Annotated in this window: 21 protein-coding genes; 16 read left to right on the top strand and 5 right to left on the bottom strand. The window is 52.3% G+C overall.

The window, feature by feature from the left end:
* Window positions 1-22: 22 nt before the first annotated feature.
* Window positions 23-517, top strand: a complete 495-nt coding sequence (tadA, locus tag ACF2G4_RS09770) for a tRNA adenosine(34) deaminase TadA (RefSeq protein ID WP_243077389.1) — start codon at window positions 23-25, stop codon at window positions 515-517.
* Here tadA and mltF read toward each other — a convergent pair.
* Entirely contained in the window at window positions 514-1,971 is a 1,458-nt protein-coding gene (gene mltF, locus ACF2G4_RS09765; RefSeq protein WP_215845848.1) for a membrane-bound lytic murein transglycosylase MltF, read from the bottom strand. The two genes, tadA and mltF, sit on opposite strands and share 4 nt — an antisense overlap.
* Window positions 1,972-2,240: 269 nt before the next feature.
* On the opposite strand from mltF, the gene purL reads away from it, so the two are divergent.
* The 5 genes from purL (at window position 2,241) to glnB (ending at window position 10,577) form a co-directional block, all read left to right on the top strand.
* Window positions 2,241-6,131, top strand: coding sequence for a phosphoribosylformylglycinamidine synthase (gene purL, locus ACF2G4_RS09760; RefSeq protein WP_243077390.1), 3,891 nt, complete (start codon window positions 2,241-2,243; stop codon window positions 6,129-6,131).
* Window positions 6,132-6,703: 572 nt separating this feature from the next.
* Window positions 6,704-8,131 carry a HAMP domain-containing sensor histidine kinase gene (locus ACF2G4_RS09755; RefSeq protein ID WP_243077391.1) on the top strand — a complete coding sequence of 476 codons (1,428 nt, stop codon included), beginning with the start codon at window positions 6,704-6,706 and terminating at the stop codon, window positions 8,129-8,131.
* 3 nt (window positions 8,132-8,134) lie between these two features.
* On the top strand, window positions 8,135-8,803 hold the full coding sequence (gene qseG / locus ACF2G4_RS09750) for a two-component system QseEF-associated lipoprotein QseG (protein ID WP_215845850.1): 669 nt from the start codon (window positions 8,135-8,137) through the stop codon (window positions 8,801-8,803).
* Window positions 8,803-10,137 carry a two-component system response regulator GlrR gene (gene glrR / locus ACF2G4_RS09745; RefSeq protein WP_409074750.1) on the top strand — a complete coding sequence of 445 codons (1,335 nt, stop codon included), beginning with the start codon at window positions 8,803-8,805 and terminating at the stop codon, window positions 10,135-10,137. The genes qseG and glrR overlap by 1 nt, the downstream gene beginning before the upstream one ends.
* Before the next feature lie 101 nt (window positions 10,138-10,238).
* Window positions 10,239-10,577 carry a nitrogen regulatory protein P-II gene (glnB, locus tag ACF2G4_RS09740; protein WP_007886217.1) on the top strand — a complete coding sequence of 113 codons (339 nt, stop codon included), beginning with the start codon at window positions 10,239-10,241 and terminating at the stop codon, window positions 10,575-10,577.
* 63 nt (window positions 10,578-10,640) lie between these two features.
* Here the strand turns inward: glnB and hmpA are convergent, their stop codons facing one another.
* Complete coding sequence (gene hmpA / locus ACF2G4_RS09735; protein ID WP_409074749.1) at window positions 10,641-11,825, bottom strand: NO-inducible flavohemoprotein; 1,185 nt, start codon at window positions 11,823-11,825, stop codon at window positions 10,641-10,643.
* 330 nt (window positions 11,826-12,155) lie between these two features.
* Between hmpA and glyA the strand changes: the two genes are divergently transcribed.
* Window positions 12,156-13,409 (top strand): serine hydroxymethyltransferase, encoded by a 1,254-nt coding sequence (glyA, locus tag ACF2G4_RS09730; protein WP_215845852.1) that lies wholly within the window; start codon window positions 12,156-12,158, stop codon window positions 13,407-13,409.
* A 128-nt stretch (window positions 13,410-13,537) separates the two neighbouring features.
* On the top strand, window positions 13,538-14,686 hold the full coding sequence (locus ACF2G4_RS09725) for a 3-phenylpropionate MFS transporter (RefSeq protein ID WP_409074748.1): 1,149 nt from the start codon (window positions 13,538-13,540) through the stop codon (window positions 14,684-14,686).
* Here the strand turns inward: ACF2G4_RS09725 and csiE are convergent.
* Complete coding sequence (gene csiE, locus ACF2G4_RS09720; RefSeq protein WP_409074747.1) at window positions 14,668-15,936, bottom strand: stationary phase inducible protein CsiE; 1,269 nt, start codon at window positions 15,934-15,936, stop codon at window positions 14,668-14,670. The genes ACF2G4_RS09725 and csiE overlap by 19 nt on opposite strands.
* 155 nt (window positions 15,937-16,091) lie before the next feature.
* On the opposite strand from csiE, the gene ACF2G4_RS09715 reads away from it, so the two are divergent.
* The 3 genes from ACF2G4_RS09715 to ACF2G4_RS09705 all read left to right on the top strand — a co-directional run bounded on the left by ACF2G4_RS09715 (window position 16,092) and on the right by ACF2G4_RS09705 (window position 18,913).
* Window positions 16,092-16,718, top strand: a complete 627-nt coding sequence (locus tag ACF2G4_RS09715; RefSeq protein WP_409074746.1) for a DUF1007 family protein — start codon at window positions 16,092-16,094, stop codon at window positions 16,716-16,718.
* Complete coding sequence (locus tag ACF2G4_RS09710; protein WP_409074745.1) at window positions 16,709-17,689, top strand: nickel/cobalt transporter; 981 nt, start codon at window positions 16,709-16,711, stop codon at window positions 17,687-17,689. Before ACF2G4_RS09715 ends, ACF2G4_RS09710 begins: the two co-directional genes overlap by 10 nt.
* A gap of 210 nt (window positions 17,690-17,899) precedes the next feature.
* A complete protein-coding gene (locus ACF2G4_RS09705) occupies window positions 17,900-18,913 on the top strand; it encodes a TIGR04086 family membrane protein (protein ID WP_409074744.1) in 1,014 nt (337 codons plus the stop codon).
* A gap of 88 nt (window positions 18,914-19,001) precedes the next feature.
* Here the strand turns inward: ACF2G4_RS09705 and suhB are convergent, their stop codons facing one another.
* A complete protein-coding gene (gene suhB / locus ACF2G4_RS09700; RefSeq protein WP_215845856.1) occupies window positions 19,002-19,805 on the bottom strand; it encodes an inositol-1-monophosphatase in 804 nt (267 codons plus the stop codon).
* A gap of 120 nt (window positions 19,806-19,925) precedes the next feature.
* Between suhB and trmJ the strand changes: the two genes are divergently transcribed.
* The 5 genes from trmJ (at window position 19,926) to sseB (ending at window position 24,824) form a co-directional block, all read left to right on the top strand.
* Entirely contained in the window at window positions 19,926-20,678 is a 753-nt protein-coding gene (gene trmJ / locus ACF2G4_RS09695) for a tRNA (cytosine(32)/uridine(32)-2'-O)-methyltransferase TrmJ (RefSeq protein ID WP_215845857.1), read from the top strand.
* 129 nt (window positions 20,679-20,807) lie between these two features.
* Complete coding sequence (iscR, locus tag ACF2G4_RS09690) at window positions 20,808-21,305, top strand: Fe-S cluster assembly transcriptional regulator IscR (protein WP_215845858.1); 498 nt, start codon at window positions 20,808-20,810, stop codon at window positions 21,303-21,305.
* A gap of 88 nt (window positions 21,306-21,393) precedes the next feature.
* Complete coding sequence (locus ACF2G4_RS09685) at window positions 21,394-22,560, top strand: IscS subfamily cysteine desulfurase (protein ID WP_409074743.1); 1,167 nt, start codon at window positions 21,394-21,396, stop codon at window positions 22,558-22,560.
* A gap of 164 nt (window positions 22,561-22,724) precedes the next feature.
* The gene (gene pepB, locus ACF2G4_RS09680; protein WP_215845860.1) at window positions 22,725-24,011 is read left to right on the top strand and encodes an aminopeptidase PepB; all 1,287 of its coding nucleotides are present in this window, start codon (window positions 22,725-22,727) and stop codon (window positions 24,009-24,011) included.
* 48 nt (window positions 24,012-24,059) lie between these two features.
* A complete protein-coding gene (gene sseB / locus ACF2G4_RS09675; protein WP_215845861.1) occupies window positions 24,060-24,824 on the top strand; it encodes an enhanced serine sensitivity protein SseB in 765 nt (254 codons plus the stop codon).
* Between the two features lie 55 nt (window positions 24,825-24,879).
* On the opposite strand, the gene sseA is transcribed toward sseB, so the two are convergent.
* Window positions 24,880-25,722, bottom strand: coding sequence for a 3-mercaptopyruvate sulfurtransferase (gene sseA, locus ACF2G4_RS09670; protein WP_332625208.1), 843 nt, complete (start codon window positions 25,720-25,722; stop codon window positions 24,880-24,882).
* Window positions 25,723-25,738 lie beyond the last annotated feature (16 nt).

Here is a 25,738-nt window from a genome sequence, read left to right as displayed (position 1 = left end):
TCTGCAGCCGGGAGTGACCAGCGTGAACCAACAACAAGATGAATACTGGATGCGGCATGCGCTGGGGCTGGCGCGTTTAGCCTGGGAGCAAGGCGAGGTTCCGGTTGGTGCAGTACTGGTGCAAGGCGATCGGGTTATCGGCGAAGGCTGGAACCGACCCATCGGACAACAGGATCCTACTGCGCATGCTGAAATCATGGCTCTGCGTCAGGGCGGGAAAGTGTTGGAAAACTATCGACTGCTTGATACCACGCTCTACGTCACGCTTGAACCCTGCGTAATGTGTGCGGGTGCAATGATACATAGCCGCATTACTCGCTTGGTGTTTGGCGCTCGCGATGAGAAAACCGGTGCAGCAGGATCATTAATCAATGTGCTGGGCCATCCGGGAATGAATCATCAAATCGAAATGGTCAACGGCGTGCTGGCTGATGAATGTGCTGGCATGCTCAGTGATTTCTTCCGCATGCGGCGTGAGCAAAAAAAAGCGCTGCGACTGGCGCAGCGCGAGGTTTAGTTCATCGCTATTTTCGGCTCGACGGCCGGATAACCTTTGCCCAGCTCTGCTTCCAATGCCGCTTGCTGGGCAATACGTCGGTCTTGTTCCTGCAAATACCCCACCAAACTGATCTGATATTTACGGATATTTTCAACGTAGTTATACGCTTCGTGACCGCGTGCATAGCCATATGTGGTCTGGGCGTAATAGCGTTTTTGGCTCAACATGGGTAATCGCAGCTTCACATCCGCCCAGCTGTCTGGATTACCGCCTTGTTTGGCGGTGAGTTTCCGCACATCAAGCATATGCGCATAGCCCATATTATAAGCGGCCAACGCAAACCAAATGCGCTCATCTGAAGGAATTGTCGGCGGCACTTTTTCCATCATATTCTGTAAATATTGGCTGCCACCGCGAATACTTTGTTCAGCATCAGTACGGTCATCCACATTCAGGCTGTCGGCAGTGTTACGTGTGAGCATCATCATACCGCGCACGCCGGTGGGCGAGGTGGCCTGCGGATTCCAGTGCGACTCTTGATAAGAGATGGCTGCCAGTAAACGCCAGTCGATAGTGGTTGCATACTTTTCAAACAGCGGTTTGATGTCTGGTAAGGTGCTGTCGATGGCGCGTAGAAAGGTGCGCGTATCAACGTAATCAAACGTGCCAACGTGGCCGAGATATTTCTCTTCCAGCCGCGCCATCGCACCTTCTTCGCCCATGCCGTTAAAGAAGTCGAGTAGGGCGGCATTCAGGCTATCGTCATCGCTGTGTGGCACATACCAGGTTACCGGCTCTTCATCGGTTACATCAAAGGCCACTGCCAGCTGAGGATGGATCCGCTGCAGCAAAGCGATAGTGACAGAATCCCCTACGGTGTAATCGAGTTTACCGTCAGCCACTGCTTCAAGCAGGGCTTTCGGGCTCTGATCGGTGGCGATTGCCCAGTCGAGATCGGGAAATTGATTGGATTTAGCGTTCTTCAATGTCGATAAATAGGCTGAACCCGAAGCAACCGTTAGTCGCCCCTTCAAATCACCGAGGTTTTTAGGGCGCGGTTTGTCCACGCGATACACCAGCTGCTGCGAAACGTTGTAGTAGCTTGGCCCGGTTTGATAACGAGCCAGACGTTCGCTGTTGTAGTTCAGACCCGCCGCGAGCAAATCCGCTTTGCCATCGTCAAGGTCGTCAAACAGGTCACTGAGATTAGGACGTACAGTGACTTTCAGTTTCACGCCCAAATAGTCGGCGAAGCGTTTTGCCAGCTCGTAATCCATTCCGGCCGGAGATTTATTGATGGTGTAGTAAGTCAGCGGGGAGTTAATGGTACTGATACGCAGTACTCCCCGTGATTTAATCTGTGAAATCGTGTCTTGTCCACCGCCATACCAGGGTATGGATGGCCACAAAGCCATTGCTAACAACACAGCAACCAGACCGATAAACAGATAATTAAATTTTAGGCGTTTCAAATAGTTATCTCTCGATGGCTCTAAGGCCTCTGTCTTTTATAGGCAGTATTGATCTTTTTTGATCTCCCCGAGCGAGGGGCATTTTGCGCAACAAAGCGAAGCAGAGCAACTCATAAAGCAGCTTTTGTGCAAAATTCAGGCAAATCCGGTGGGCTATTAATTTTGCGCAAACGGTTTCGTCGAGAGAGCTGTTTCTCTATAATGTGCCCCGTTTTCCCTGTTGCGCCCAATGAAGCGTCGCCCGGCGCTTCGAAGACGAGAGATCTTTAATGATGGAAATTCTGCGTGGTTCGCCCGCCCTGTCGGCTTTTCGTGTAAACAAATTGCTGACCCGCTTTCAGGACGCTCATCTGCCGGTGAGTGATATTTACGCTGAGTACGTCCATTTTGCCGATGTCAGCGCGCCGCTAAGTGCCGATGAAAAAGCCCGCTTGCAGCGCCTGCTTAAATACGGTCCTTCTCTCGCTGAACATGCGCCGCAAGGGCGTCTGCTGCTGGTCACGCCGCGCCCAGGTACTATTTCGCCGTGGTCATCTAAAGCGACCGATATTGCCCATAACTGTGATTTACCGCAGGTGCGTCGTCTTGAGCGCGGTATGGCCTTTTATGTGCAAGCACCGCAATTAACCGAAGCGCAGTGGCAAACACTGGCCTCACTGCTACACGATCGCATGATGGAAACCGTCTATAGCGACTTGGCGCAAGCCGAGCAGCTGTTCGTGCATCATGAGCCACAGCCCGTAAAAAGCGTGGATATGCTGGGTGAGGGTCGTCAGGCGCTGGTTGAGGCGAACATTAATCTGGGCCTGGCGTTAGCAGAAGATGAGATTGATTACCTGCTCGACGCCTTCACAAAATTGGGTCGCAACCCAAACGACATCGAACTGTACATGTTCGCGCAGGCCAACTCTGAGCACTGCCGTCATAAAATCTTCAACGCTGACTGGATTATCGACGGCGAGAAACAGCCAAAATCGCTGTTTAAGATGATTAAAAATACCTTTGAGCAGACGCCTGATTATGTCCTTTCTGCTTATAAAGATAACGCCGCTGTGATGGAAGGCTCCGAAGTGGGCCGTTTCTTCGCAGACGCGGATAAAGGCGAATATGCCTATCATCAGGAAGCAGCACACATCCTGATGAAAGTTGAAACCCACAACCACCCAACCGCCATTTCTCCGTGGCCGGGTGCAGCAACCGGCTCCGGTGGTGAAATCCGTGACGAAGGCGCAACGGGACGAGGTTCCAAACCTAAAGCCGGTTTGGTTGGTTTTTCGGTATCGAACTTACGTATTCCCGGCTTTGAACAGCCATGGGAAGAGGATTTTGGTAAGCCAGAGCGCATCGTAAGCGCGCTGGACATCATGACCGATGGCCCGCTGGGTGGCGCAGCCTTTAACAACGAATTTGGTCGTCCGGCGTTAAATGGCTACTTCCGTACCTATGAAGAGCAAGTTAATAGCCATAACGGTACTGAGCTGCGCGGTTATCACAAGCCGATCATGCTGGCAGGCGGCATCGGTAACATCCGTGCCGATCATGTACAGAAAGGTGAGATCACCGTGGGTGCCAAACTGATTGTGCTGGGCGGACCGGCGATGAATATTGGTTTGGGCGGTGGCGCAGCGTCTTCGATGGCATCGGGTCAGTCTGACGCCGATCTCGATTTTGCCTCTGTACAGCGTGATAACCCAGAAATGGAACGTCGCTGTCAGGAAGTGATCGACCGCTGCTGGCAGCTGGGCGATGACAACCCGATTCTGTTTATCCACGACGTCGGCGCGGGCGGATTATCGAACGCCATGCCTGAACTGGTTAGCGATGGTGGTCGCGGTGGGCGTTTTGATTTGCGCGACATTCTCAGCGATGAGCCAGGTATGAGCCCGCTGGAAGTGTGGTGTAACGAATCACAAGAGCGTTACGTCATGGCGGTTTCACCAGAAAAACTGGCTGAGTTTGCTGCTATTTGCCAGCGCGAACGCGCTCCTTATGCGGTGATCGGTGAAGCCACCGAAGAACTGCATTTGAGTCTGGCTGACAGCCATTTCGATAACACGCCAATCGATATGCCACTGGATGTGCTGCTGGGCAAAACGCCCAAAATGACCCGCGATGTGGTTAAGCAGCAGGCGCAAGGCACTGCATTACAGCGCGATGGCATCACATTGACTGATGCGGTCAATCGCGTACTGCATTTGCCTACCGTGGCTGAAAAAACCTTTCTTATCACGATCGGCGACCGCAGCGTTACCGGCATGGTCGCGCGCGATCAGATGGTCGGCCCTTGGCAGATCCCTGTTGCGAACTGCGCGGTCACCACTGCAAGCCTCGACAGCTATCACGGTGAAGCTTTCGCCCTTGGCGAACGTGCGCCGGTTGCCTTGCTAGATTTCGCCGCGTCTGGCCGTCTGGCGGTAGGTGAAGCACTGACTAACATTGCAGCCACGCAGATTGGTTCTCTGAAGCGCGTTAAGCTTTCAGCAAACTGGATGTCTGCAGCGGGCCATCCGGGTGAAGATGCCGGTTTGTACGAAGCGGTTAAAGCGGTGGGCGAAGAGCTCTGTCCGGCGCTGGGCATCACTATTCCAGTGGGTAAAGACTCAATGTCGATGAAAACCCGCTGGCAAGAAGGTACCGAGCAGCGTGAAATGACGTCACCGCTGTCGCTGGTGATCACCGCATTTGCGCGCATTGATGATGTACGCCGCACTGTAACGCCAGAACTGCAGGTAGAGCAGGATAACCTGCTGCTGCTTATCGATCTGGGCAATGGCGCGAACACATTGGGCGCAACGGCGCTGTCGCAGGTTTATCGTCAGTTAGGTGACAAACCCGCAGATGTGCGTGATGCGCAGCAGCTGGCGGGCTTCTTTAATGCTATTCAGGCGCTGGTGGCTGAGCAGAAACTGCTGGCTTATCACGATCGTTCCGATGGTGGCTTGCTGGTAACGCTGGCAGAGATGGCGTTTGCAGGGCATTGCGGCGTGGATGTTGATATTGCTGCACTGGGCAGCGATGCGCTGGCGGCCTTGTTTACTGAAGAGTTGGGCGCGGTGATTCAAATTAATGCTGCCGATCGTGCTGCGGTAGAGAAGATTCTTGCCGATCACGGATTAGCCGCTTGCAGCCATGTATTGGGTAGCGCACAGCAGGGCGATCGCTTTGTTATCCGCGCGGGTGACAGCGCCGTATACAGCGAAAGCCGCACGACGTTACGTACCTGGTGGGCAGAAACCACCTGGCAGATGCAGCGCCTGCGTGACAACCCGGTTTGTGCCGATCAAGAGCATGAAGCCAAGAAAGATGACAACGATCCGGGCCTGAACGTCCATCTGACCTTCAAACCGGAAGAGGATATTGCTGCGCCAATGATCGCTACCGGAGCGCGTCCGCGTGTTGCCGTATTGCGTGAGCAAGGCGTTAACTCACATGTTGAGATGGCAGCCGCTTTTGATCGCGCAGGTTTCACGGCAGTTGACGTGCACATGAGCGATTTGCTGGCAGGTCGACGCGGTCTGGAAGAGTTCCAGGCTTTAGTTGCCTGTGGCGGCTTCTCTTACGGTGACGTACTGGGCGCAGGCGAAGGCTGGGCGAAGTCAATCCTCTTCAACACCCGCGTGCGTGATGAGTTCGAAAACTTCTTCCATCGCCCGCAAACCTTAGCGCTGGGCGTGTGTAACGGTTGCCAAATGATGTCCAATCTGCGTGAACTGATTCCAGGCAGTGAGCTGTGGCCACGCTTTGTACGTAACCAGTCAGAGCGTTTTGAAGCACGCTTTAGTCTGGTTGAAGTTGCAGCAAGCCCATCGCTGTTGCTGGATGGCATGGTCGGTTCTCATATGCCCATCGCCGTTTCGCACGGTGAAGGTTTTGTTGAAGTGCGTGATGGCACACACCTCGCGGCGCTGGAAGCGAAAGGTCTGGTTGCGTTGCGTTTTGTCGATAACTTCGGCAAAGTCACCGAAACCTATCCGGCTAACCCGAATGGCTCGCCAAACGGCATCACCGCCGTGACCAACGAAAGTGGTCGCGTTACGATCATGATGCCACACCCGGAACGTGTATTCCGTACGGTAAGCAATTCATGGCATCCGGCAGAGTGGGGCGAAGACAGCCCATGGATGCGCATTTTCCGCAACGCGCGTAAGCAGTTGGGCTGATTATAAAAGCGTTATAAGACAAGGAGGCAGCGATGCCTCCTTTTTTTTAATATCGCAATTGTAGGAAAAAGGCGACAAACGGCAACTTGTTGCGTCTCCAAACAGCGACACATATCCTTTTGATTTTAAATGTTAAATTCATTATTGGTTTTCAGTGTTGGCTATTGGCGACACTTTTTCAGACCAAATGGAACACTTCGCGATGCGACGCGAACCAGCTTGTAGTAATTATCTGATAATAAAGTGATTAATTATATTGGCACGCAAATTGCTTATATTTACATGCGGCTCATTCACCTGTTTATGATTGCCAGGCTTCACGGCCCAGAGCTCATAAAAATCGAATGACGCACCAAACGGAGCCTGTCGTCCACCCCACCGATAATCGCTTGCTTAGCAACGTTATCAAGCATCGGACGCAACGTTGAGTTAGGCTCCACCTATTCTTACCGCGATGTCCCGGCGTCGCGTTAACGGCAGGCCTTAGCGCCTGCCGTTTTCATTTGTTTCCCTTCCTTCCCTTAGCAGAGTCCGCTAGCATCCGATAAGCGTTTTTTAGAGGAAGCGATTGCGTGAAAAAATGGCGTTTATTTCCCCGTTCACTGCGTCAACTGGTGTTGATGGCATTTTTGCTGGTGCTTTTACCGCTGTTGGTGCTGGCATGGCAAGCATGGGAAAGCCTTTCAGCCCTGAGCGAGCAGGCGGCTAATACCAATCGCAACACGTTTACCGATGTGCGTCGCAGTGAGGCGATGGCGCGCACCGCGGTGGAGTTAGAGCGCAGCTATCGACAATATTGCGTTTTAGACGACGCCACCTTGTCACGTCTTTATCAAACCCAGCTCACCCGCTATAACCAAATGCTAAGCTCGCACGCGAATAGCCTGCCGGAACTGCCCGCTTTCCAAACGGTGCAGGCTATCATGCCGCAGCTGACCCAGCTGCAATGCGACAATGGAAATCCCGTTGCGATTGCATCGCAAGCGTTGGATCGCTTTTCAGCCACAAATGCGCAGTTAGTGCAGGACACGCGACAGGTTGTATTCTCGCGGGGTTTACAACTGCAGCGTGAAATTGCCGATCGTGGACAGTTTTTCGGCTGGCAGGCGCTGATTTTATTCATCATCAGCCTGGCGTTGATGCTGTTGTTTACCGGTATGATTATCGGCCCAGTGAAAAGCGTTGAACGCATGATCAATCGACTTGGCGAAGGGCGAGAACTGGGCAGCAGCGTGGTTTTTCGTGGGCCGCGTGAGCTGCGCTCACTCGGTCAACGTATTGTCTGGCTAAGCGAACGGCTGGCATGGCTAGAAACCCAACGCCACGAATTTTTACGCCATCTTTCCCACGAACTGAAAACGCCGTTAGCCAGCCTGCGCGAAGGTGCCGAACTGCTGGCTGACGAAGTGGTCGGCTCGCTCAATACCGATCAAAAAGAGGTTGTTGCGATATTGGATGGCAGCAGCCGTCATTTGCAGCAACTGATTGAACAATTGCTCGACTACAATCGTAAGTTGGCCGACAGCCCAACGCCGCTTGAAACGGTAGCGTTGGATGAGATCATCGATATGGTCGTCAGCGCACATGCTTTGCCCGCCCGAACTAAACTGATGCACACCGAAATCGCGCTTAAGGTGACGCGTTGTCTGGCGGAGCCGATGCTGCTAATGCGCGTTATTGATAATCTCTATTCCAACGCCGTGAACTACGGCAGCGAATCCGGTAACATCTGGCTGCGCAGCCAGCAGCAGGGCGACAGAATTTGGATTGAGGTCGCAAATACCGGTACGCCGATCCCTGCAGAAGAGCAAAAAATGATTTTCGAACCTTTTTTTCAAGGTAGCCAACAGCGTCAGGGGCCGATCAAAGGCAGCGGACTGGGACTGAGCATCGCCAAAGATTGTGTTCGTCGCATGTTTGGCGATCTTACATTGGTCGATAGCCCAGACGCCGACGTTTGTTTTCGCATTGAACTGAACACCACAGCCGGGAACGTCTGATCGATGAAACTCTTTACACCTTTGTTGCTAAGCATGTTAAGCGGCCTGTTGCTCAGCGGATGCCAGACTGCTCCCGCTTCACCTTCGCACGCTTCGACACAGCCGGTTGCAGAGCCTGATGTGAAATTAGCCGATTACCTTGCTACAGATTGCGACAATGTCTGGCAGATTGAAACGGACGCAGCCATGAGCAATCCACTTTACTGGCTGCGTGCTATTGATTGCGCTGAACGTTTGTCGCCTGCGCAAGCACGAGCTGAAGCTCATCGCTGGCCAGCTGAAAACTGGTCGCGCGCCTTTAAACAGGGCGTATTACTGGCTAACGGTAACGTCACGCCGTTAGAACGACGCGATTATGTCGTGACGCTTGATGCCTTCAGTAATACCTTTCCAGCGGCGGTTCGTCCCCTTATTCAGCTCTGGCGCAGCAATCAGGCGGGGCAACTTGATCTAAGCGAGACGCGTACACGCTATTCTCACCTGCAACAATCGAGTGACGTGCAGATGGATCATCTGCGACAGCAACAACTGCAAATGCGTCAACAATTAGCCGACACCCAGCACAAGCTGGAGCGACTGACCGACATCGAACGCCAGCTCTCGTCGCGTAAAGCACCGGACGTTTCCGACAGCACCCACGGCACAGCCTTGCCGCAAGAAGAGGATCAGTAATGGTAAAACAACCGGCGCGCCTGTTGCTGGTGGATGACGATCCCAGCTTATTGAAACTGTTAGGAATGCGTCTGAGCAGCGAAGGTTATCAAGTCACCACCGCTGCCAGCGGGCCAGAAGCGTTACGTCTGCTGCAAAAAGAGAAGATCGAGCTGGTGATCAGCGATCTGCGTATGGATGAGATGGACGGTCTGGCACTATTTGGCGAGATCCAGAAACGTCATACCGGTTTGCCGGTGATCATTCTTACCGCGCATGGATCGATCCCAGATGCAGTATCTGCTACTCAGCAAGGTGTATTCAGTTTTCTGACTAAGCCGGTGGATCGCGATGCTTTATACAAGGCTATCGACGACGCGCTGGCGCAGCGGGCACCGATCAACGACAACCGCTGGAGCGAAGCGATTGTTACGCGCAATCCACAAATGCTGCATTTGCTTGAACAGGCGCACATGGTGGCGCAATCCGATGTCAGCATATTGATTAATGGTCAAAGCGGAACCGGAAAAGAGATTCTGGCGCAGGCGATTCACGCGGCGAGTCCACGCGCGACGCAACCGTTTATCGCCATTAACTGCGGCGCGCTCCCGGAACAGTTGCTGGAATCAGAGCTGTTTGGTCACGCCAAAGGGGCCTTTACTGGCGCGGTCAGTGCACGTGAAGGGTTGTTCCAGGCTGCGGAAGGTGGCACGCTGTTTCTTGATGAAATTGGCGATATGCCGCAGGCGCTGCAGGTCAAACTGCTGCGCGTATTGCAGGAGCGCAAAGTGCGTCCGCTGGGCAGCAACCATGATATTGCTATCAATGTACGCATCATCTCCGCGACGCATCGCGATCTGCCGAAAGCGATGGAAAAGAAAGAATTTCGCGAAGATCTTTTCTATCGTCTGAATGTCGTGAATTTAAAGATTCCTACGCTGCACCAGCGCACGGAAGATATTCCTTTGTTAGCTAATCACCTGTTACGTCAGGCCGCGGAACGGCATAAACCGCAGATTCGCAGCTTTTCAGTGGACGCCATGAAACGATTAATCTCGGCAAGCTGGCCGGGAAACGTGCGTCAGCTGGTGAACGTAATAGAGCAATGCGTGGCGCTTAGCTCTTCGCCCGTGATTAGTGATGCGTTAGTTGAGCAAGCGCTGACCGGCGAAAACAGCGCGCTACCCACGTTTGTCGAGGCGCGAAATCAGTTTGAGCTGAACTACCTGCGTAAACTGTTGCAGATGACCAAAGGCAACGTGACGAATGCGGCTCGTCTGGCTGGACGTAACCGCACCGAATTTTATAAGCTGCTGTCGCGCCATGAACTGGACGCCAGTGATTTTAAAGAGTAGTTTTCTGCCGCGAAAAAGCACGATAAGCCCGCGGCACCGCCAGGAACATTTATACTTGAGAAACCCTTCCGACCACGGAGGGAGAGAGAAAAGGGTCCGATATGAAAAAGATTGATGCAATTATCAAACCATTCAAACTCGATGATGTACGTGAAGCCTTAGCTGAAGTCGGCATCACCGGGATGACCGTAAGTGAAGTCAAAGGTTTTGGTCGTCAGAAAGGTCATACCGAACTTTATCGTGGTGCGGAATACATGGTCGATTTTCTGCCAAAAGTGAAAATTGAAATGGTGGTGGGGGATGATATCGTCGATACCTGCGTCGAAACCATTATGAAAACCGCGCAAACCGGCAAGATTGGTGACGGTAAAATCTTTGTATTCGACGTTGCGCGCGTAGTGCGTATCCGTACCGGCGAAGAAGACGAAGAAGCGATTTAAGCCAGGTTCAACAAAAAGCCCGCAACGGTCAACGCTGCGGGCTTTTTTATTGTGAGGCATTCACTACAAAACTTTGTGCGGGCCAAAGACTTCATAATGAATGCGATCGGCCTCTACACCCGCGTCACGCAGTTGAGTGCCGACAAACTGCATAAAGCCTAGCGGACCGCAAAGATAGTAATGCGTATTCTTATCTTGTAAGCGTGCTGACATCAACGTCACATCCATCAAGCCTTGTGCATTAAAACGATCCGCATCCTCTTCAGTTGGCTCGCGATACCAAATCTGCTGAACGAAATCATTCAGGCGTTTGCCCGTCGTGGAAACTTCCTCACTGAACGCGTGCTGTTCACCGTTTTCAGTGGCATGCAGCCAGCTTACCGGCGCGGCGTGATGTTGGTCGGCTAGGGTATGCAGCATCGCCAGCATTGGGGTTTGGCCGACGCCGGCGGAAATCAGCGCAACCGGCGTGGCAGGATCAATCTGCATAAAGAAATCGCCGTGTGGGGCGGCCAGTTGAACCTCATCACCTACTTTAGCGTGCTGATGCAAATAGCCAGAAACCGTGCCTTGCGCTTCACGTTTCACCGCAATGCGATAATCTTTGCCGTTGCTGCTGTGGGTCAGGGAGTATTGACGAATTTGCTGATGCTCAAACGCCGCAGGATGCAAATGTACCGTCACATATTGTCCCGGCTGGAAGGTCGCTACCGCACCCCCATCAACCGGGGTCAAGGTGATGCTTTTGATCACGGCGCTTTGTTGCTCAATAGCGCTGATACGGAAAGCACGCGTGCCTCGCCAACCGCCCACCTGCTGCTCAGATTCTTGATAGATTGCCTCTTCACGCTGGATAAACACCTGCGCAAGCACACCATACGCACGTCCCCAAGCCGCCAATACCTCTTCGCCTGGATTCAACAGCTCTTTAATGGTTGCTAACAGATGCTCGCCGACAATGGCATATTGCTCAGGCTGAATATTGAGGCTGGTATGTTTCTGCGCAATTTTTTCCACGGCGGGCAACAGCACCGCAAGGTTTTCTAAATTCGCACCGTAGGCGCAAATAGCATTAAACAGCGCTTCGCGCTGCGCGCCGTTGCGCTGGTTATTCATGTTGAACACGTTTTTCAGTTCAGGGTGATGCGACAACATGCGGTCATAAAAGTGAGCGGTAAGTTTTGGGCCACAGGCCGCAACGGCAGGAAGGGTTGATTTCACGGTAGCGATGGTTTGTGTATCAAGCATAAAGAATCCCTTGGTTTATTAAGTTGTATTTTAAATGCATCTTATGTCCGCTTGGTTTAACTGTAAATTACCTCCTACTTTTTTACAGTAATAAAGTTGGCAACTTTTCGTTGCATCGTCAGAGAACTTCCCTCACAACGTGAGGAAAAATAGTGAGGCTTAAGGCGTGTAAAACGGCGTAAAAAACCTTTGCCAGTGCGGGGCCAAACGTTTGCGTAAAAAGAGGGGATTCGCGCTACCGTCACTAGTTAAAACGGTTTACACTGTGGGCCTTCGCCCCTAGCGGGGCTTAAATTGCCGTTAAAAAGATAGCTGAGTCAGGAGATGCGGATGCTAAAGCGTGATATGAACATTGCCGATTATGATGCCGAGTTGTGGCAGGCGATGGAGCAAGAAAAAGTGCGTCAAGAAGAGCACATTGAACTGATTGCTTCTGAAAACTACACCAGCCCGCGTGTTATGCAGGCGCAAGGTTCTCAGCTCACCAACAAATACGCGGAAGGCTATCCGGGCAAACGTTACTATGGCGGCTGCGAATACGTTGATATCGTTGAGCAACTGGCGATTGACCGTGCAAAAGCGCTGTTTGGTGCAGACTACGCTAACGTGCAACCCCATTCTGGTTCCCAGGCTAACTTCGCTGTTTATACCGCGCTGCTGAAGCCGGGCGACACCATTCTGGGTATGAACCTGGCACACGGTGGTCACCTGACGCACGGCTCACCGGTAAACCTGTCCGGTAAGCTCTACAACGTGGTGCCTTACGGCATCGATGAAACCGGTAAAATTGATTACAACGAATTGGCTGAGCTGGCGAAAACCCATCAGCCTAAAATGATCGTTGGTGGTTTCTCTGCGTATTCAGGTATCTGCGACTGGGCAAAAATGCGTGAAATCGCAGACAGCGTAGGCGCTTATCTGTTCGTGGATATGGCACACGTTGCGGGTCTGATCGCAGCTGACGTTTATCCAACGCCAATTCCGCATGCTCACATCGTCACCTCAACGACTCACAAAACCCTTGCGGGTCCTCGTGGTGGTTTGATTCTTGCAAAAGGCGGCGACGAAGAGCTGTACAAAAAGCTGAACTCTGCGGTGTTCCCGGGTGGCCAGGGCGGCCCGTTGATGCACGTCATTGCAGGTAAAGCCGTCGCTTTCAAAGAAGCGATGGAGCCTGAGTTCAAAACGTACCAGCAGCAAGTTGCGAAAAACGCGAAAGCGATGGTAGAAGTGCTGATTGAACGCGGTTACAACATTGTTTCTGGCGGCACCTATAACCATCTGTTCCTGATCGATCTGGTGAGCAAAAACCTGACCGGTAAAGAAGCCGATGCTGCATTGGGTCGCGCGAACATCACCGTGAACAAAAACAGCGTACCAAACGATCCTAAGAGTCCATTTGTGACTTCGGGCGTGCGTATCGGTACTCCAGCTGTAACGCGTCGTGGCTTCAAAGAAGCGGACGTGCGTGAGCTGGCTGGCTGGATTGCTGATGTGTTGGATAACATCAACGACGAAGCAACTATCGAACGCATCAAGCAGAAAGTCTTGGAAATTTGCAGCCGTTTGCCGGTTTACGCGTAAGCGTTTAGTCGGCAGGGTTAGCAGAAAAAAGGATGGCGAAAGCCATCCTTTTTTATTGCCGCAACTACAGTGCTCTGCCAAAGTAGCGGCCATTCTTGCTGCGTCGCAGCATCTTTGCTGGAGGGAATATGGCAATCGGCTCCGCCAAATGGCTCGGATTGAGCTACTTCACTTACTTCTTTTGTTATGGCATTTACCTGCCTTTCTGGGGCGTGTGGTTAAAAGGCACAGGCCTTGATGCTGAGAAAATTGGTCTGCTGCTCGGCTGTGGCATGGTGGCGCGTTTTGTCGGCAGCTTGCTGATTGCTTCACAAGTACGAAATCCCGCTCAACTCATTACCGCGCTGCGCCTGTTGGCATTAATGACCTGTCTGTTTGCGGTAGGTTTTTGGGTGGGAGAGCAATGGCTGTGGCTGCTGATGGTGATGGTAGGCTTCAATCTGTTTTTCTCGCCGCTGGTGCCGCTTAGCGATGCGCTTGCCGCAACCTGGACGCAGCAAATTGGTCTGGCGTACGGCCCTGTAAGACTTTGGGGGTCGCTGGCCTTTGTGATTAGCTCGGCATTAACGGGCCTGCTGGTCAGCGCGTACTCATCACAGGCAATCTTAGCGTTGTTATCACTTGGCGGGATTTGTATGTTGGCGGGCATGATGCTGTCACCCGCTACACGACCGCAGGGCAGCGAAAGACAAGGTGCCGCAGACGGCGGCTGGCAAGCCTGGCGATCTTTATTACGTGAAAATGCAGTCTGGCGCTTTATGTTATGCGTCACGCTGTTGCAGGGTGCACACGCCGCTTACTACGGCTTCAGTGCTATCTGGTGGCAAGAAAGCAGTTATTCTGCCTCGGTGGTGGGCTATTTATGGTCACTGGGCGTTGTGGCAGAAATCATCGTGTTTGCTTCGAGTAATCGATTATTCCACCGCTGGAGCGCACGCGATTTATTGTTGTTGTCGGGTATTTGCGCTTTGATTCGCTGGAGCTTATTAGGTGCCAGCACCGCGCTACCGTTGCTCATTGTGGCGCAAATTCTTCATTGTGGCAGTTTCACGGTGTGTCATCTGGCCGCGATGCGTTTTATTGCCGCACGCAAAGGTGCGGAAGTGATCCGCCTGCAGTCGCTTTACTCTGCGTTGGCGATGGGCGGCGGTATTGCGGTAATGACCATGATTTGCGGTGTCCTGTTCACGCATTTGCAGGGGCATCTGTTCTGGGTCATGGCGCTGGTAGCGCTGCCTGCTCTGTTTTTACGTCCGCGTTACGACTCCAGTAAATAACGAATCCGCTGCTGATGATGTGCGGTCAGCGGCAGTTCAGCATGGATCAGCGGCGGTGAAAACAGCGGTAGCGAGGTTGCATAGGGCGAGATCACCATATCGATCTCGCGCGGTGCGCCATCGCGCTGGAAATCGCGTATTGCCTGATATTTGATATTAATTGGCAACAAGGTGATCTCACGAATTTGCTGTTCGACCTCTTGCTCAAGCTGAGGATTTTCGCCGGTTAGCAGCAGCACCTGCTTCTCCTGCAACGCGTTTTCCTGCATCAGCCACGCGCCGAAAATCACCGTAATCAGGCTGATCTCTTCCGGGTTAAACGCCACTTCATAATCTGTCTCAAACGCAGTTAACGCTTGTTGCGTGGTTCGCAGCAGGCGTGGATAGAGGTGAGCAACGTCAAGCGCCACGCTGTTATCAATGCCAATCGTGAAATGGAGGCGATCCAGCGCCTGAGCTAAATGGGTGTAAAGCTGCTGCCGCAATTCGCTGCGATCAGCGAAGGTGACTTCGGCGCAGCGCTCAAAATCATCGATCAGTCTGTCGGTGGAGATCATCAAACGGTATTCACTGGGATGCTTCAACGATTCTGCATTGGGCGCATGGATCAGGCTAAACAGCAGCGTCCAAAATTCAGCTTCGGAGGGATGCGGTGCAAGGTGGCAACGCTTTTGCCAATGATGAATCACATCCATTGCAACATCCCGTTCAGCTTTATTGAGTAGCCATGCACATTGCTGTTCATTGAAAAGTGCGGGCTGGCGCTGGCATAGCCCATATTTCATTAAAATCTGTAAAAAAAGACGATCGCGTGGCGTAAAATCACGCGCCAGCCGTTGGCTACAATGTTGGATAAGTGCCTGCAAATTGATCTCATCGTAGAGCACTTTCTCAATTTTCATGACTTTCAAACGTTGGCGCAGCGGCGCAGCGAAATGCTCACGAACAAAATCTTCCGACAAGCGCAAGCTACGCCGCAGGTTATGCAGCAAACAGATACGTCGGTCCAACTCCGTGCCATGGATGCGCAAGCTGCCGTCCACCATTTGATGCAGTTCAAGTTGGTGGTAGCGCTGTATCTCGTCACCGACATCCGCGATATCCTGTCGAGCGACCGAAGGATCTACGCCATTAAGCTGGCAGATTTTTTCTAGCGTTAATGCGGGAGTCGGCAGAAACAACAGCAGCAAGAGATGGCAATGGCGCTGGGAACGGGTGAAGAGTGGTGCTGAAGATGTAGCAGAACTCATCAATCAAAATTCCAGCGGGTAATTTTGAGCTAAGAATAGTCAACCGCCTGCGACACCGCGTAAATTGTCCGGTTTTTTGCTCAGAGGTTTAAAGCGGGTCACAAAATTTTGTTACTTATGGATTCTTTTCATCAGGAACGTTACTTTATAACATTATGAAACGCACACTTTTTGCTTTGCTGATACTGATGAGTTCGACGGCGTTAGCGCATCCGCACAGCTTTATCGATATGAAAACTGAATTAGTCGTTGATGGTGATCATTTTACCGGCCTGAAAATGACCTGGACGATGGATGAGATCACCTCCGCTGATCTGTTATATGACGCGGGTGACGCGAAACCGGGTTCGGTGATCTGGAAAAAACTGGCGGCAGGCGTCATGGCTAATGTATTGGGCCAGCACTATTTTTCTGAAATCTGGCACAATAAACAGCGGGTGAAATTTTTGAATTTACCAAAAGAGTATCAGCTCTCACGTAACGGTCACAAAGCGGTGCTGGAATTCATCCTGCCGCTGGCAGAACCCCCCATACTCAGCGGCCAGCGCTTCGAAATCCTGACATTCGATCCCACCTATTTTGTCGATATGTTTTATGACAATGCAGGCGCGTTGAGCTTGCCAGACAGTTTGCAGTCGCGCTGTGCATTTGACCTTAACACGCCCAAACCAAACGATTCACTGAAGCAATATGCTTTGTCCCTGGACAAAGCGGACGCGCCGCCGGAAGACGTCGATTTAGGACGGCAATTTGCCCAAACGGTGATATTGACATGTCATTGATGTCTCTGTCGCCACGCGTGTTGCGCAGCTGGCCGCTTTGGTTACTGGCTGCATTATTGATGGTGCTGGGCGTGACCCTTTGGCTGCACTGGTCGCAGATTCTGTTGCAGAGCGTGTTGTGGCAGAAAACGCTGCACCGCGAAATGACCCAGTTGTTGCAGCAGGTAGCTGATCAACCTCATCAGGCTGGCCTTTCACTGCTGTTATTCAGCCTGCTCTATGGCGTGCTGCATGCGCTGGGCCCGGGACATGGCAAAGTCGTCATCACCACTTTTTTGGCAACCCATCCGGCAAAGCTAAAAACCAGCTTGAAACTCACGCTACTGGCATCGCTGCTGCAAGGTACAGTTGCCATCGTGTTAGTGACGCTCATGCTGGTTATTCTGCAAACGTCGTCACGTCAGCTTCATCTCGGCAGTTTTTGGCTTGAAAAGGGCAGCTATTTGCTGGTGATTGGATTAGGCATTTGGATAGGTTATCGCGCGCTACAGTCGCTTTGGCAGCAACGGCAGCAGCGTTCGGCACTAAAAATCTATACTTTACGGCCTGATCATCAACACGATGCACATTGCGGCTGCGGTCACGCGCATCTGCCCAGCGCGCAGCAAATTTCTGAGGCGGTGAATGGCAAGACGCAGTTACTGGTGGTGATGTCGATGGGTTTACGCCCTTGCTCGGGTGCCATCATGATGCTGCTGTTCGCTAAGGTCATCGGCGTCTATCTTTGGGGCGTGGCATCGGCAGCAGTAATGGCCGTGGGCACCGCGCTGACTATCTCCGCCATTGGCTTGTTCGTGCAGCGATCGCGTGCTTTAGCCCAGCGGTTGGCACGCGTCAGCGGTGTAGCGAAAAGTGCACGCTTTTTGATGCCCCTGCTGGCGCTGTTGTGTAGCCTGCTATTAATATTTGCCGGAGCACTATTATGGCAATCAGTACAACCCGCATTAACCGGCGGAATTCGCCCTTTCTAATTATTAAAAAAGCGCAGCGGAATTTATATTTCCACGCGCTATTCTCCTCGCTAGTTATTTTTTCACGCCTCGGTAATATTTTTATCTCTTCACGCTTTGCTGGTGAAATGAGTTTTCTCTGTCTACGCTGAATAACAACCAAAGGGTATTAACTCACTCGGTTAGATAATTAAAAGTTTTTACTTACGTCTGTCGCAAGGAGAATACATTATGGCTGAAACTCGGATTAGTAATGGTACTACGCAAACGGTGGCAACAACGCCTGTCGGCTTACCATTGAAACGTATTTCCTGGAGCGCTGTTTTCGCAGGGGTTATATGTGCTTTGATCGTGCACATTTTATTAGCCCTGCTTGGAACCGCAATTGGCGCAACCACCATCGATCCTATGGAAGAAAAGAATCCACTGCAGCATCTCGGCACAGGTGCGTTGGTGTGGACTGCCATTAATATGCTGCTGGCTATGGCTGCAGGTAGTTACGTTGCCGGACGTTTAGCGCAGCGTGAAGGTGCAATGCATGGTTTGTTAATGTTCGGCCTGAGCACATTATTTACCATTTGGCTCGCAGTTTCACTCGCCAGCAGCGTATTAGGCGGTGCAATGAATATTGTGGGTTCAGGATTTCAGGCATTGGGTAGTGGTATTTCCGCCGCCGCGCCGTCGGTTACGCAAATGGCAAAAGATAAGCTACAAGAAAATAATATTAATTTAGGCGATCTGCAAAATGAGCTGGAAACCACGCTGCGCCAAACGGGCAAGCCGGAATTACAGCCAGAGAACTTACAGCAGGATGCAAATAAAGAAGCGCAAAATGCAGAGAACCAAGCGGCAGATACAGCTAAGCAGCCACAAAATGCTGATACTGACTTAACAAACTGGCTGCGCGGCATCATGGATCGTCACTCAGATACATTACAAGCAGCCGATCGTGACGCTTTGAAAAATATCATTAAAGCGCGTACTGGGAAAAGCGATCAGGAAGTCGATCAGATTGTGGCCCAGACTGAACAGAGCTACCAACAGGCGATGCAGAAATATCAGGAACTCAAACAGCAAGCTGAGCAAAAAGCGCGTGAAGCGGCTGAGCAAGCTGCCGCTGCTACGGCAAAAGCCAGCTGGTACGCTTTCTTCATGCTAATTATTGAAGCTATCCTGGCCGGTGTGATGGGAATGATTGGCCGTCGTACTCAGCCGCATCAGGTTCTGAGCCACGAACGTCGTTAATCTTCTTTTGTCACTGAAAGGCAATAAAAAAGGCGGCATAGGAATGCCGCCTTTTTCGTTCACGCTGTCGCGCGATACATCTCTGCTTTTAGCGCTTCAGCGCTTCACTCAGTTCTTCACGCATAGAGGAAAGCATCGCTTTTACGACACGAGGATTACCCGCTACGAGGTTACCTGAGTGCAGATAGCCGTGATTACCCGTGAAATCCGTGACCAAACCGCCTGCTTCACGGACCAGCAAATCGCCTGCTGCGAAATCCCACGGCTTAAGGCCGATCTCGAAATAACCATCAACGCGACCTGCTGCAACATACGCTAAATCCAACGCAGCTGAACCGGTGCGACGGAAATCGGCACACTGAGTAAAGAGTTTGGTAACGATGTTCATGTAAGTTGGCGCGTGCTGCTTCAGTTTGAACGGGAAGCCGGTTGCCAGAATAGTGCCATCCAGATCGCGAGCGATGCTTCCGCGCAGACGATATCCATTAAGCTGTGTGCCTTGACCACGTACTGCGCTGAACAGCTCATTGCGCATTGGATCGTAAACCACGGCAACTTCGGTGCGGCCTTTGATGCGCACAGCGATAGACACAGAGAAGTGGGGCAGACGTTTGATGAAATTGGTGGTGCCATCCAGCGGATCGATTACCCATTGAATGTCCTGATCTTCGCCCGCCAGTTCACCGCTTTCTTCGGTGATAATGGTGTGCTGCGGATATGATTTACGAATAACTTCGATAATCAGGCGTTCTGCGTCGCGGTCAACATTGGTAACGAAGTCGTTGCTGCCTTTCTGGCTAGCCTCGACGGCGTCCGGGGTTTCATAATTCTTGGCAATTAAATTTCCGGCCTTGCGCGCTGCGCGCACGGCGATGTTGAGCATCGGATGCATCGGTATCTCTCACTGGATGTTAAAGAACGGGGAAAACGGCGCGGAGTATATCAGCGTGTTCGGTAAATGTCCTGTTTTTATGTTAGGCTGAGCGCCATCATTTTCTGACCAATCCCAATTATGCTGCAAAATATTCGAATTGTGCTGGTGGAAACCTCCCACACCGGCAACATGGGCTCCGTTGCGCGCGCCATGAAAACCATGGGTTTAACGAATCTTTATCTGGTTAATCCGCTGGTGAAGCCGGATTCCCAAGCTATATCCCTGGCCGCAGGCGCCAGCGATGTTATTGGCGAAGCCAAAATCGTTGACTCGCTCGACGAGGCGATCGCCGGATGTAGCCTTGTTGTTGGCACCAGCGCACGCTCACGTTCGCTGCCGTGGCCAATGCTCGACGCGCGCGAATGTGGCATCAAAAGTGTGGAAGAGGGCCAGCAAGCGCCGGTCGCGCTGGTGTTTGGTCGTGAGCGCGTGGGGCTAACTAACGACGAATTGCAAAAATGCCATTATCACGTCGCGATTCAGGCTAATCCTGAGTACAGCTCACTGAACCTGGCGATGGCGGTACAGATCATCGCCTATGAAGTGCGCATGGCATGGCTGCAGGCGCAAGAAAAAGCCGATCCAAAACCAGAGTATCAAGCGTCACCTTATCCGCTGGTCGACGATCTTGAGCGCTTTTATCAGCACATGGAACAGATGATGCTGCGCAGCGGCTTTATTCGTGAAGCCAATCCGGGCCAGGTAATGAGCAAATTGCGTCGCCTTTATACCCGTGCGCGTCCAGAACGTGATGAGCTCAATATTTTGCGCGGCATGCTTTCTTCATTTGAGAAGCGTAAAAACAGCAAGGATGGCGACGATAATAGTTGAGTAAATTACTTGGTTAAATACTTGACTAAAATACTCGGTTAAATAGTTGACCAATTTACTCGGGAATGTCAGACTTCGGACATCTTTCGCTAATCCTCCGATAACCGGACGCTATTGAGGTCGTACGCTATGAGACTGACATCCAAAGGACGTTATGCCGTTACTGCTATGCTGGACGTTGCCCTTCATTCCCATGAAGGCCCGGTTCCGCTAGCTGATATTTCTGAGCGTCAGGGCATTTCGCTGTCGTATTTGGAGCAGTTATTCTCGCGTTTACGTAAAAATGGCTTAGTGGCCAGTGTTCGCGGCCCGGGTGGCGGTTATCTGCTTGGTAAAGAGTCGAATGCTATCGCGGTAGGCGAAGTGATCACGGCGGTTGACGAATCTGTCGATGCCACTAAATGTCAGGGCAAAGAAGGTTGTCAGGGCGGCGAGCGTTGTCTGACTCACGTTCTGTGGCGCGATCTGAGCGTGCGCATTAGTGAGTTCCTGAACAACATTACGCTGGCTGAATTGGTCAACAATCAGGAAATCCTTGATGTTGCCGATCGTCAAAATGCGAATGACAACCGTCGCTTCCAAAAGCCGCGTGCTCAGGAAATTAACGTTAACCTGCGCGCCTCTTAATCCCTGCCTCTTCGGCCCTTACTGCTAACGCGGTCAGGGCCGTTTCTGCTATAAATACGTATGAATTTTTATACGGAGCTGTAGCGCAATGAAATTACCGATTTACCTGGATTACGCCGCAACCACGCCGGCCGATCCGCGTGTGGCCAGCAAAATGATGCAATTTTTGACGCTGGACGGCACTTTTGGTAATCCGGCCTCGCGTTCTCACCGTTTTGGTTGGCAATCTGAAGAAGCGGTCGACGTTGCGCGCAATCAAGTGTCGGAACTGGTTAATGCCGATCCACGTGAAATTGTTTTCACTTCCGGCGCGACTGAATCAGATAACCTCGCCATAAAAGGCGCTGCCCATTTTCATCAGGCGCGCGGCAAACACATCATCACGAGCAAAACGGAACACAAAGCGGTGCTCGACAGTTGTGAACAACTTGAGCGCGAAGGCTTTGACGTGACCTATTTAACGCCTGCCGCTAATGGCATCATCACGTTGGATGCGCTGCGCGCGGCGCTGCGTGATGACACCGTGTTGGTTTCAATCATGCACGTCAATAATGAAATTGGTGTCATTCAGGATATCGCTGCCATGGGCGAGTTGTGTCGTGAGCGCGATATTCTCTTTCATGTTGATGCCACACAAAGCGTCGGCAAATTGCCCATTGATCTCAGCAAACTAAACGTCGATTTGATGTCCTTTTCAGCGCATAAAATCTACGGCCCGAAAGGCATTGGCGCGCTCTACGTGCGGCGTAAACCGCGTATTCAAATTGCGGCCCAGATCCATGGCGGCGGTCATGAGCGCGGTATGCGTTCGGGAACGTTGCCGGTGCACCAGATTGTCGGCATGGGTGAGGCGTACCGTATCGCCCATGAAGAGCGTGAACAAGAGATGGCGCGTTTGCAGCAACTGCGCGATCGTTTATGGCAAGGGCTTAGCGTGCTCGATAATGTCTACCTCAACGGCGATCTGCAGCAAAGTTCTGCCAATATCCTTAATGTCAGCTTTGCCAATGTTGATGGCGAATCGTTGATCATGGCCCTAAAAGATTTGGCGCTCTCCTCGGGTTCAGCCTGTACTTCTGCCAGTCTTGAACCTTCTTACGTGCTGCGAGCCTTGGGCCTGAGCGACGAACTTGCACACAGTTCGCTGCGCTTTTCGCTTGGCCGTTTTACCACTGAAGAAGAGATCGATTACGCCATCGCATTGGTGCAAAAATCGGTCACACGTCTGCGCGCCTTGAATTCTGCTGCACGCTAATCGTTAAGCCGCATGATTCTGGAAAGGGCGCTATTGTCCAGGATGCGCTGGCATCGCCTGAAATAATCTGTTATCAGGATTGTCTGCACATTCCATGTAACACCTTCACAGGCCGTACCTACACTTTGCCTGGATGACACTTATAACGTATACGGAGCTTCGCGATGACCACGCAACCGATGAACATCACTCTTAGCAACCAGCCCGCCGATGCGCGCTGGGGCGAAAAAGCCATTCTGACCAGCAACGACAGCGGTATGACGCTGCATATTACCGGCGCGGATGCGCTGATGACGATTCAACGCGGCGCACGCAAAATTGATGGTCAGGGCGTTCGCCATGTCGCGCTGGTCGGTGAGGGCTGGCACCTCGAACAGTGCTGGGCTTTCTGGCAAGGCTATCGTGGACCAAAAGGCAAACGTCAGGTTGACTGGCCGACACTGGGTGAGCATGAGCAAGCTGAGTTTGCTCGCCGCCTGAAAATCGTTGATTGGGTACGTGACACCATTAACCTGCCAGCAGAAGAGTTGGGGCCAGAAGATTTAGCGCACAGCGCAGTGGATTTGATCAGTGAAGTAGGCGGCGATGCTGTTAGCTATCGCATTACCAAAGGCGAGGATCTGCGCGAGCAAGGTTACATGGGCTTGCATACGGTTGGGCGCGGTTCAAATCGCCCACCCGCTTTTCTTGCCCTGGATTTCAACCCAACCGGCGACGACAAAGCACCGGTTTACGCTTGTCTGGTCGGCAAAGGTATCACCTTTGATACTGGCGGTTACAGCATGAAGCAGAGCAGCTTCATGGACTCAATGAAATCCGATATGGGCGGTGCGGCAACGGTGACTGGCGCGCTGGCGATGGCCATTTCACGCGGTCTTAATAAGCGCGTAAAACTCTATCTTTGCTGCGCGGATAACATGGTCAGCAGCAATGCCTTCAAACTGGGCGATATCATTCGCTATCGTAACGGCAAATCCGTTGAAGTCATGAATACCGATGCGGAAGGGCGTTTGGTCCTGGCCGATGGCCTGATTGATGCCAGCGAGCAAAAGCCGACTTTACTGATTGATGCGGCAACGCTGACCGGTGCGGCGAAGACGGCGCTCGGCAACGATTATCACGCCCTGTTTACCTTTGATGATGTCATGGCGCAGTCGCTGATGGGCAGCGCAGTCAGTGAGAACGAGCCGTTCTGGCGCTTGCCGTTGGCAGAATTCCATCGTAGCCATTTGCCATCAAACTTTGCCGATCTGAACAATATTGCCAGCCCAGCACATGCTGCGGGTGCCAGCAGCGCGGCTGCTTTTCTGTCGCATTTTGTCAGCGATTATCAGCAAGGTTGGCTGCACATTGACTGCTCCGCCACCTATCGCAAAGCCGCAGTGGATCAGTGGTCTGCGGGTGCAACCGGTCTTGGCGTACGTACGCTGGCAAACCTGTTACTGAAGTAAACGATCCCAGCGGCGGCAAACAGGCCGCCGCTTTTTTGAGAGTAGATTATGAATCGTCTTGAAGAAGTGCTGAAGCTGGCGGCAACCGAGCCTGCGCATCGTCCCGAGTTTTTCCAGTTATTGCTGGAAGCAGATGCCTGGGTGCCGGGTGAAAGCACTGCACAGCAGCTGGATGCCAATACACCGGTCGATTTGCAGCACTGGGAAAAAGAAGATGGCAGCAGCGTCATTCCATTTTTTACCTCTGAACACGCGATGAGCGAAGCCATCAGTGCTGAACAAGCTTATCTGCGTTTGCCGGTTCGCACGCTGTTCGAAATGACACGTGGCGAAGCGCTGTTTCTGAACCCAAAATTGCCGAGCGGTAAAGAGTTTTCTGCGGCTGAGATCAGCCATCTGTTGGGCGAGCAGGGCGATGCGCTGAGCCAGCAAACAGTGTTGGAAGGCGGGCATGCGCTGCTGTTATCAGAAGTGGCGGAACCGCCTGCGCAGATGATCGATTCTCTGACGCAGCTGTTCAGCAAGTACAAACAGGTGCGACGCGCCTTTGTCGCCAGCATTCGTGAAAGTGCGGAAGAAGAGCCAAATCTGCTGATTGGCATCGAGGCGGAAAGCGATATTGACGCCATCATTCAGGCTGCAGGCAGCGTAGCGACTGATACCTTACCGGATGATGCGCCCATCGATATTTGCGAAGTGACGCTGGACGATCGCGGCATCAGCCACTTTTTTACCGCCCACATTACGCCATTTTATGAACGTCGCTGGGGCAGTTTCCTGCGCGACTTCAAGGGCAGCCAGCGTATTATCTAAAAAAAGTGCGGCACTGTTTATCGTTAAACAGGCCGCACTTTTTCAATTAATACGTTTATTTCTCAATGGGTAAGTCGTCGCGGCTGCCCCATTCGCCCCACGAACCGTCATACAGCGCGACATTACGCGCACCCAGCGCAGTCAGCGCCAGAATCACCACCACCGCAGTCACACCCGATCCACAGCTGGCAACCACCGGTTTTTCAATATCCACACCCGCTTTGACAAACAGGTCGCGCAGCTCTGCTACCGGCTTTAACTCGCCGTTCGCCACCAGATTGTTCCACGGCACATTCAGGCTACGCGGGATATGACCACGATGCAGTCCGGGCCGCGGTTCATCCACTTCTGCATTGAAGCGATTCGCGGCTCGCGCATCGACAATCTGCGCACCGCCTTCATGGCTGATCAGCAACACATCATTCAAACGCTTAACCTGGCTTTCATCGTAGGTGGCTTCAAACTCGCCTTCTGGCAGCGTAACCGGGCCGGCTTCTACCGGGAAGCCTGCCGCTTTCCAGCCCTGCAAACCGCCCGCTAAAATAGAAACCTGCTGTACGCCAAAAGCGCGCAGCATCCACCATGCACGGGGTGCCGAGAACAGGTTGCCTTCATCGTACACCACTAAATGTTTATCGCTGCTGACGCCCAGTTCGCGCATCGCCACTGAAAAACCTTCGGCGCGCGGCATCATGTGCGGATAGGGGCTGGTGTGATCGGAGAGCGCTTCAATATTGAAAAAAGGCGCATCAGGTAAATGGCCTGTCAGATATTCGGCTTGAATATCCCGCACCGCCTCCATGCCTGGCGGCAGCATTCGCGCATCCAGCACTTGCAGGTCTTTGTCGGTGTAATGTTCATTCAACCAGTCAGCGGATACAAACAGGGGAGCTGTCATAGCAACCTCTTCTCAA

This window comes from Pantoea phytostimulans (genome assembly GCF_046118715.1).
Taxonomy (GTDB): Bacteria; Pseudomonadota; Gammaproteobacteria; order Enterobacterales; family Enterobacteriaceae; genus Pantoea; species Pantoea phytostimulans.
The sequence above is the reverse complement of the archived record's forward strand: the minus strand, read 5'-3'. Positions and strand labels throughout refer to the sequence as shown.

Coding starts and splice junctions, on each gene's coding strand:
- ACF2G4_RS09715 (WP_409074746.1), top strand. CDS start 16,092: ATGAAACGCACACTTTTTGCTTTGCTGATACTGATGAGTTCGACGGCG.
- purL (WP_243077390.1), top strand. CDS start 2,241: ATGATGGAAATTCTGCGTGGTTCGCCCGCCCTGTCGGCTTTTCGTGTA.
- ACF2G4_RS09685 (WP_409074743.1), top strand. CDS start 21,394: ATGAAATTACCGATTTACCTGGATTACGCCGCAACCACGCCGGCCGAT.
- glnB (WP_007886217.1), top strand. CDS start 10,239: ATGAAAAAGATTGATGCAATTATCAAACCATTCAAACTCGATGATGTA.
- suhB (WP_215845856.1), bottom strand. CDS start 19,805: ATGCATCCGATGCTCAACATCGCCGTGCGCGCAGCGCGCAAGGCCGGA.
- ACF2G4_RS09710 (WP_409074745.1), top strand. CDS start 16,709: ATGTCATTGATGTCTCTGTCGCCACGCGTGTTGCGCAGCTGGCCGCTT.
- trmJ (WP_215845857.1), top strand. CDS start 19,926: ATGCTGCAAAATATTCGAATTGTGCTGGTGGAAACCTCCCACACCGGC.
- csiE (WP_409074747.1), bottom strand. CDS start 15,936: ATGAGTTCTGCTACATCTTCAGCACCACTCTTCACCCGTTCCCAGCGC.
- iscR (WP_215845858.1), top strand. CDS start 20,808: ATGAGACTGACATCCAAAGGACGTTATGCCGTTACTGCTATGCTGGAC.
- glyA (WP_215845852.1), top strand. CDS start 12,156: ATGCTAAAGCGTGATATGAACATTGCCGATTATGATGCCGAGTTGTGG.
- ACF2G4_RS09725 (WP_409074748.1), top strand. CDS start 13,538: ATGGCAATCGGCTCCGCCAAATGGCTCGGATTGAGCTACTTCACTTAC.
- pepB (WP_215845860.1), top strand. CDS start 22,725: ATGACCACGCAACCGATGAACATCACTCTTAGCAACCAGCCCGCCGAT.
- ACF2G4_RS09705 (WP_409074744.1), top strand. CDS start 17,900: ATGGCTGAAACTCGGATTAGTAATGGTACTACGCAAACGGTGGCAACA.
- hmpA (WP_409074749.1), bottom strand. CDS start 11,825: ATGCTTGATACACAAACCATCGCTACCGTGAAATCAACCCTTCCTGCC.
- qseG (WP_215845850.1), top strand. CDS start 8,135: ATGAAACTCTTTACACCTTTGTTGCTAAGCATGTTAAGCGGCCTGTTG.
- glrR (WP_409074750.1), top strand. CDS start 8,803: ATGGTAAAACAACCGGCGCGCCTGTTGCTGGTGGATGACGATCCCAGC.
- sseA (WP_332625208.1), bottom strand. CDS start 25,722: ATGACAGCTCCCCTGTTTGTATCCGCTGACTGGTTGAATGAACATTAC.
- sseB (WP_215845861.1), top strand. CDS start 24,060: ATGAATCGTCTTGAAGAAGTGCTGAAGCTGGCGGCAACCGAGCCTGCG.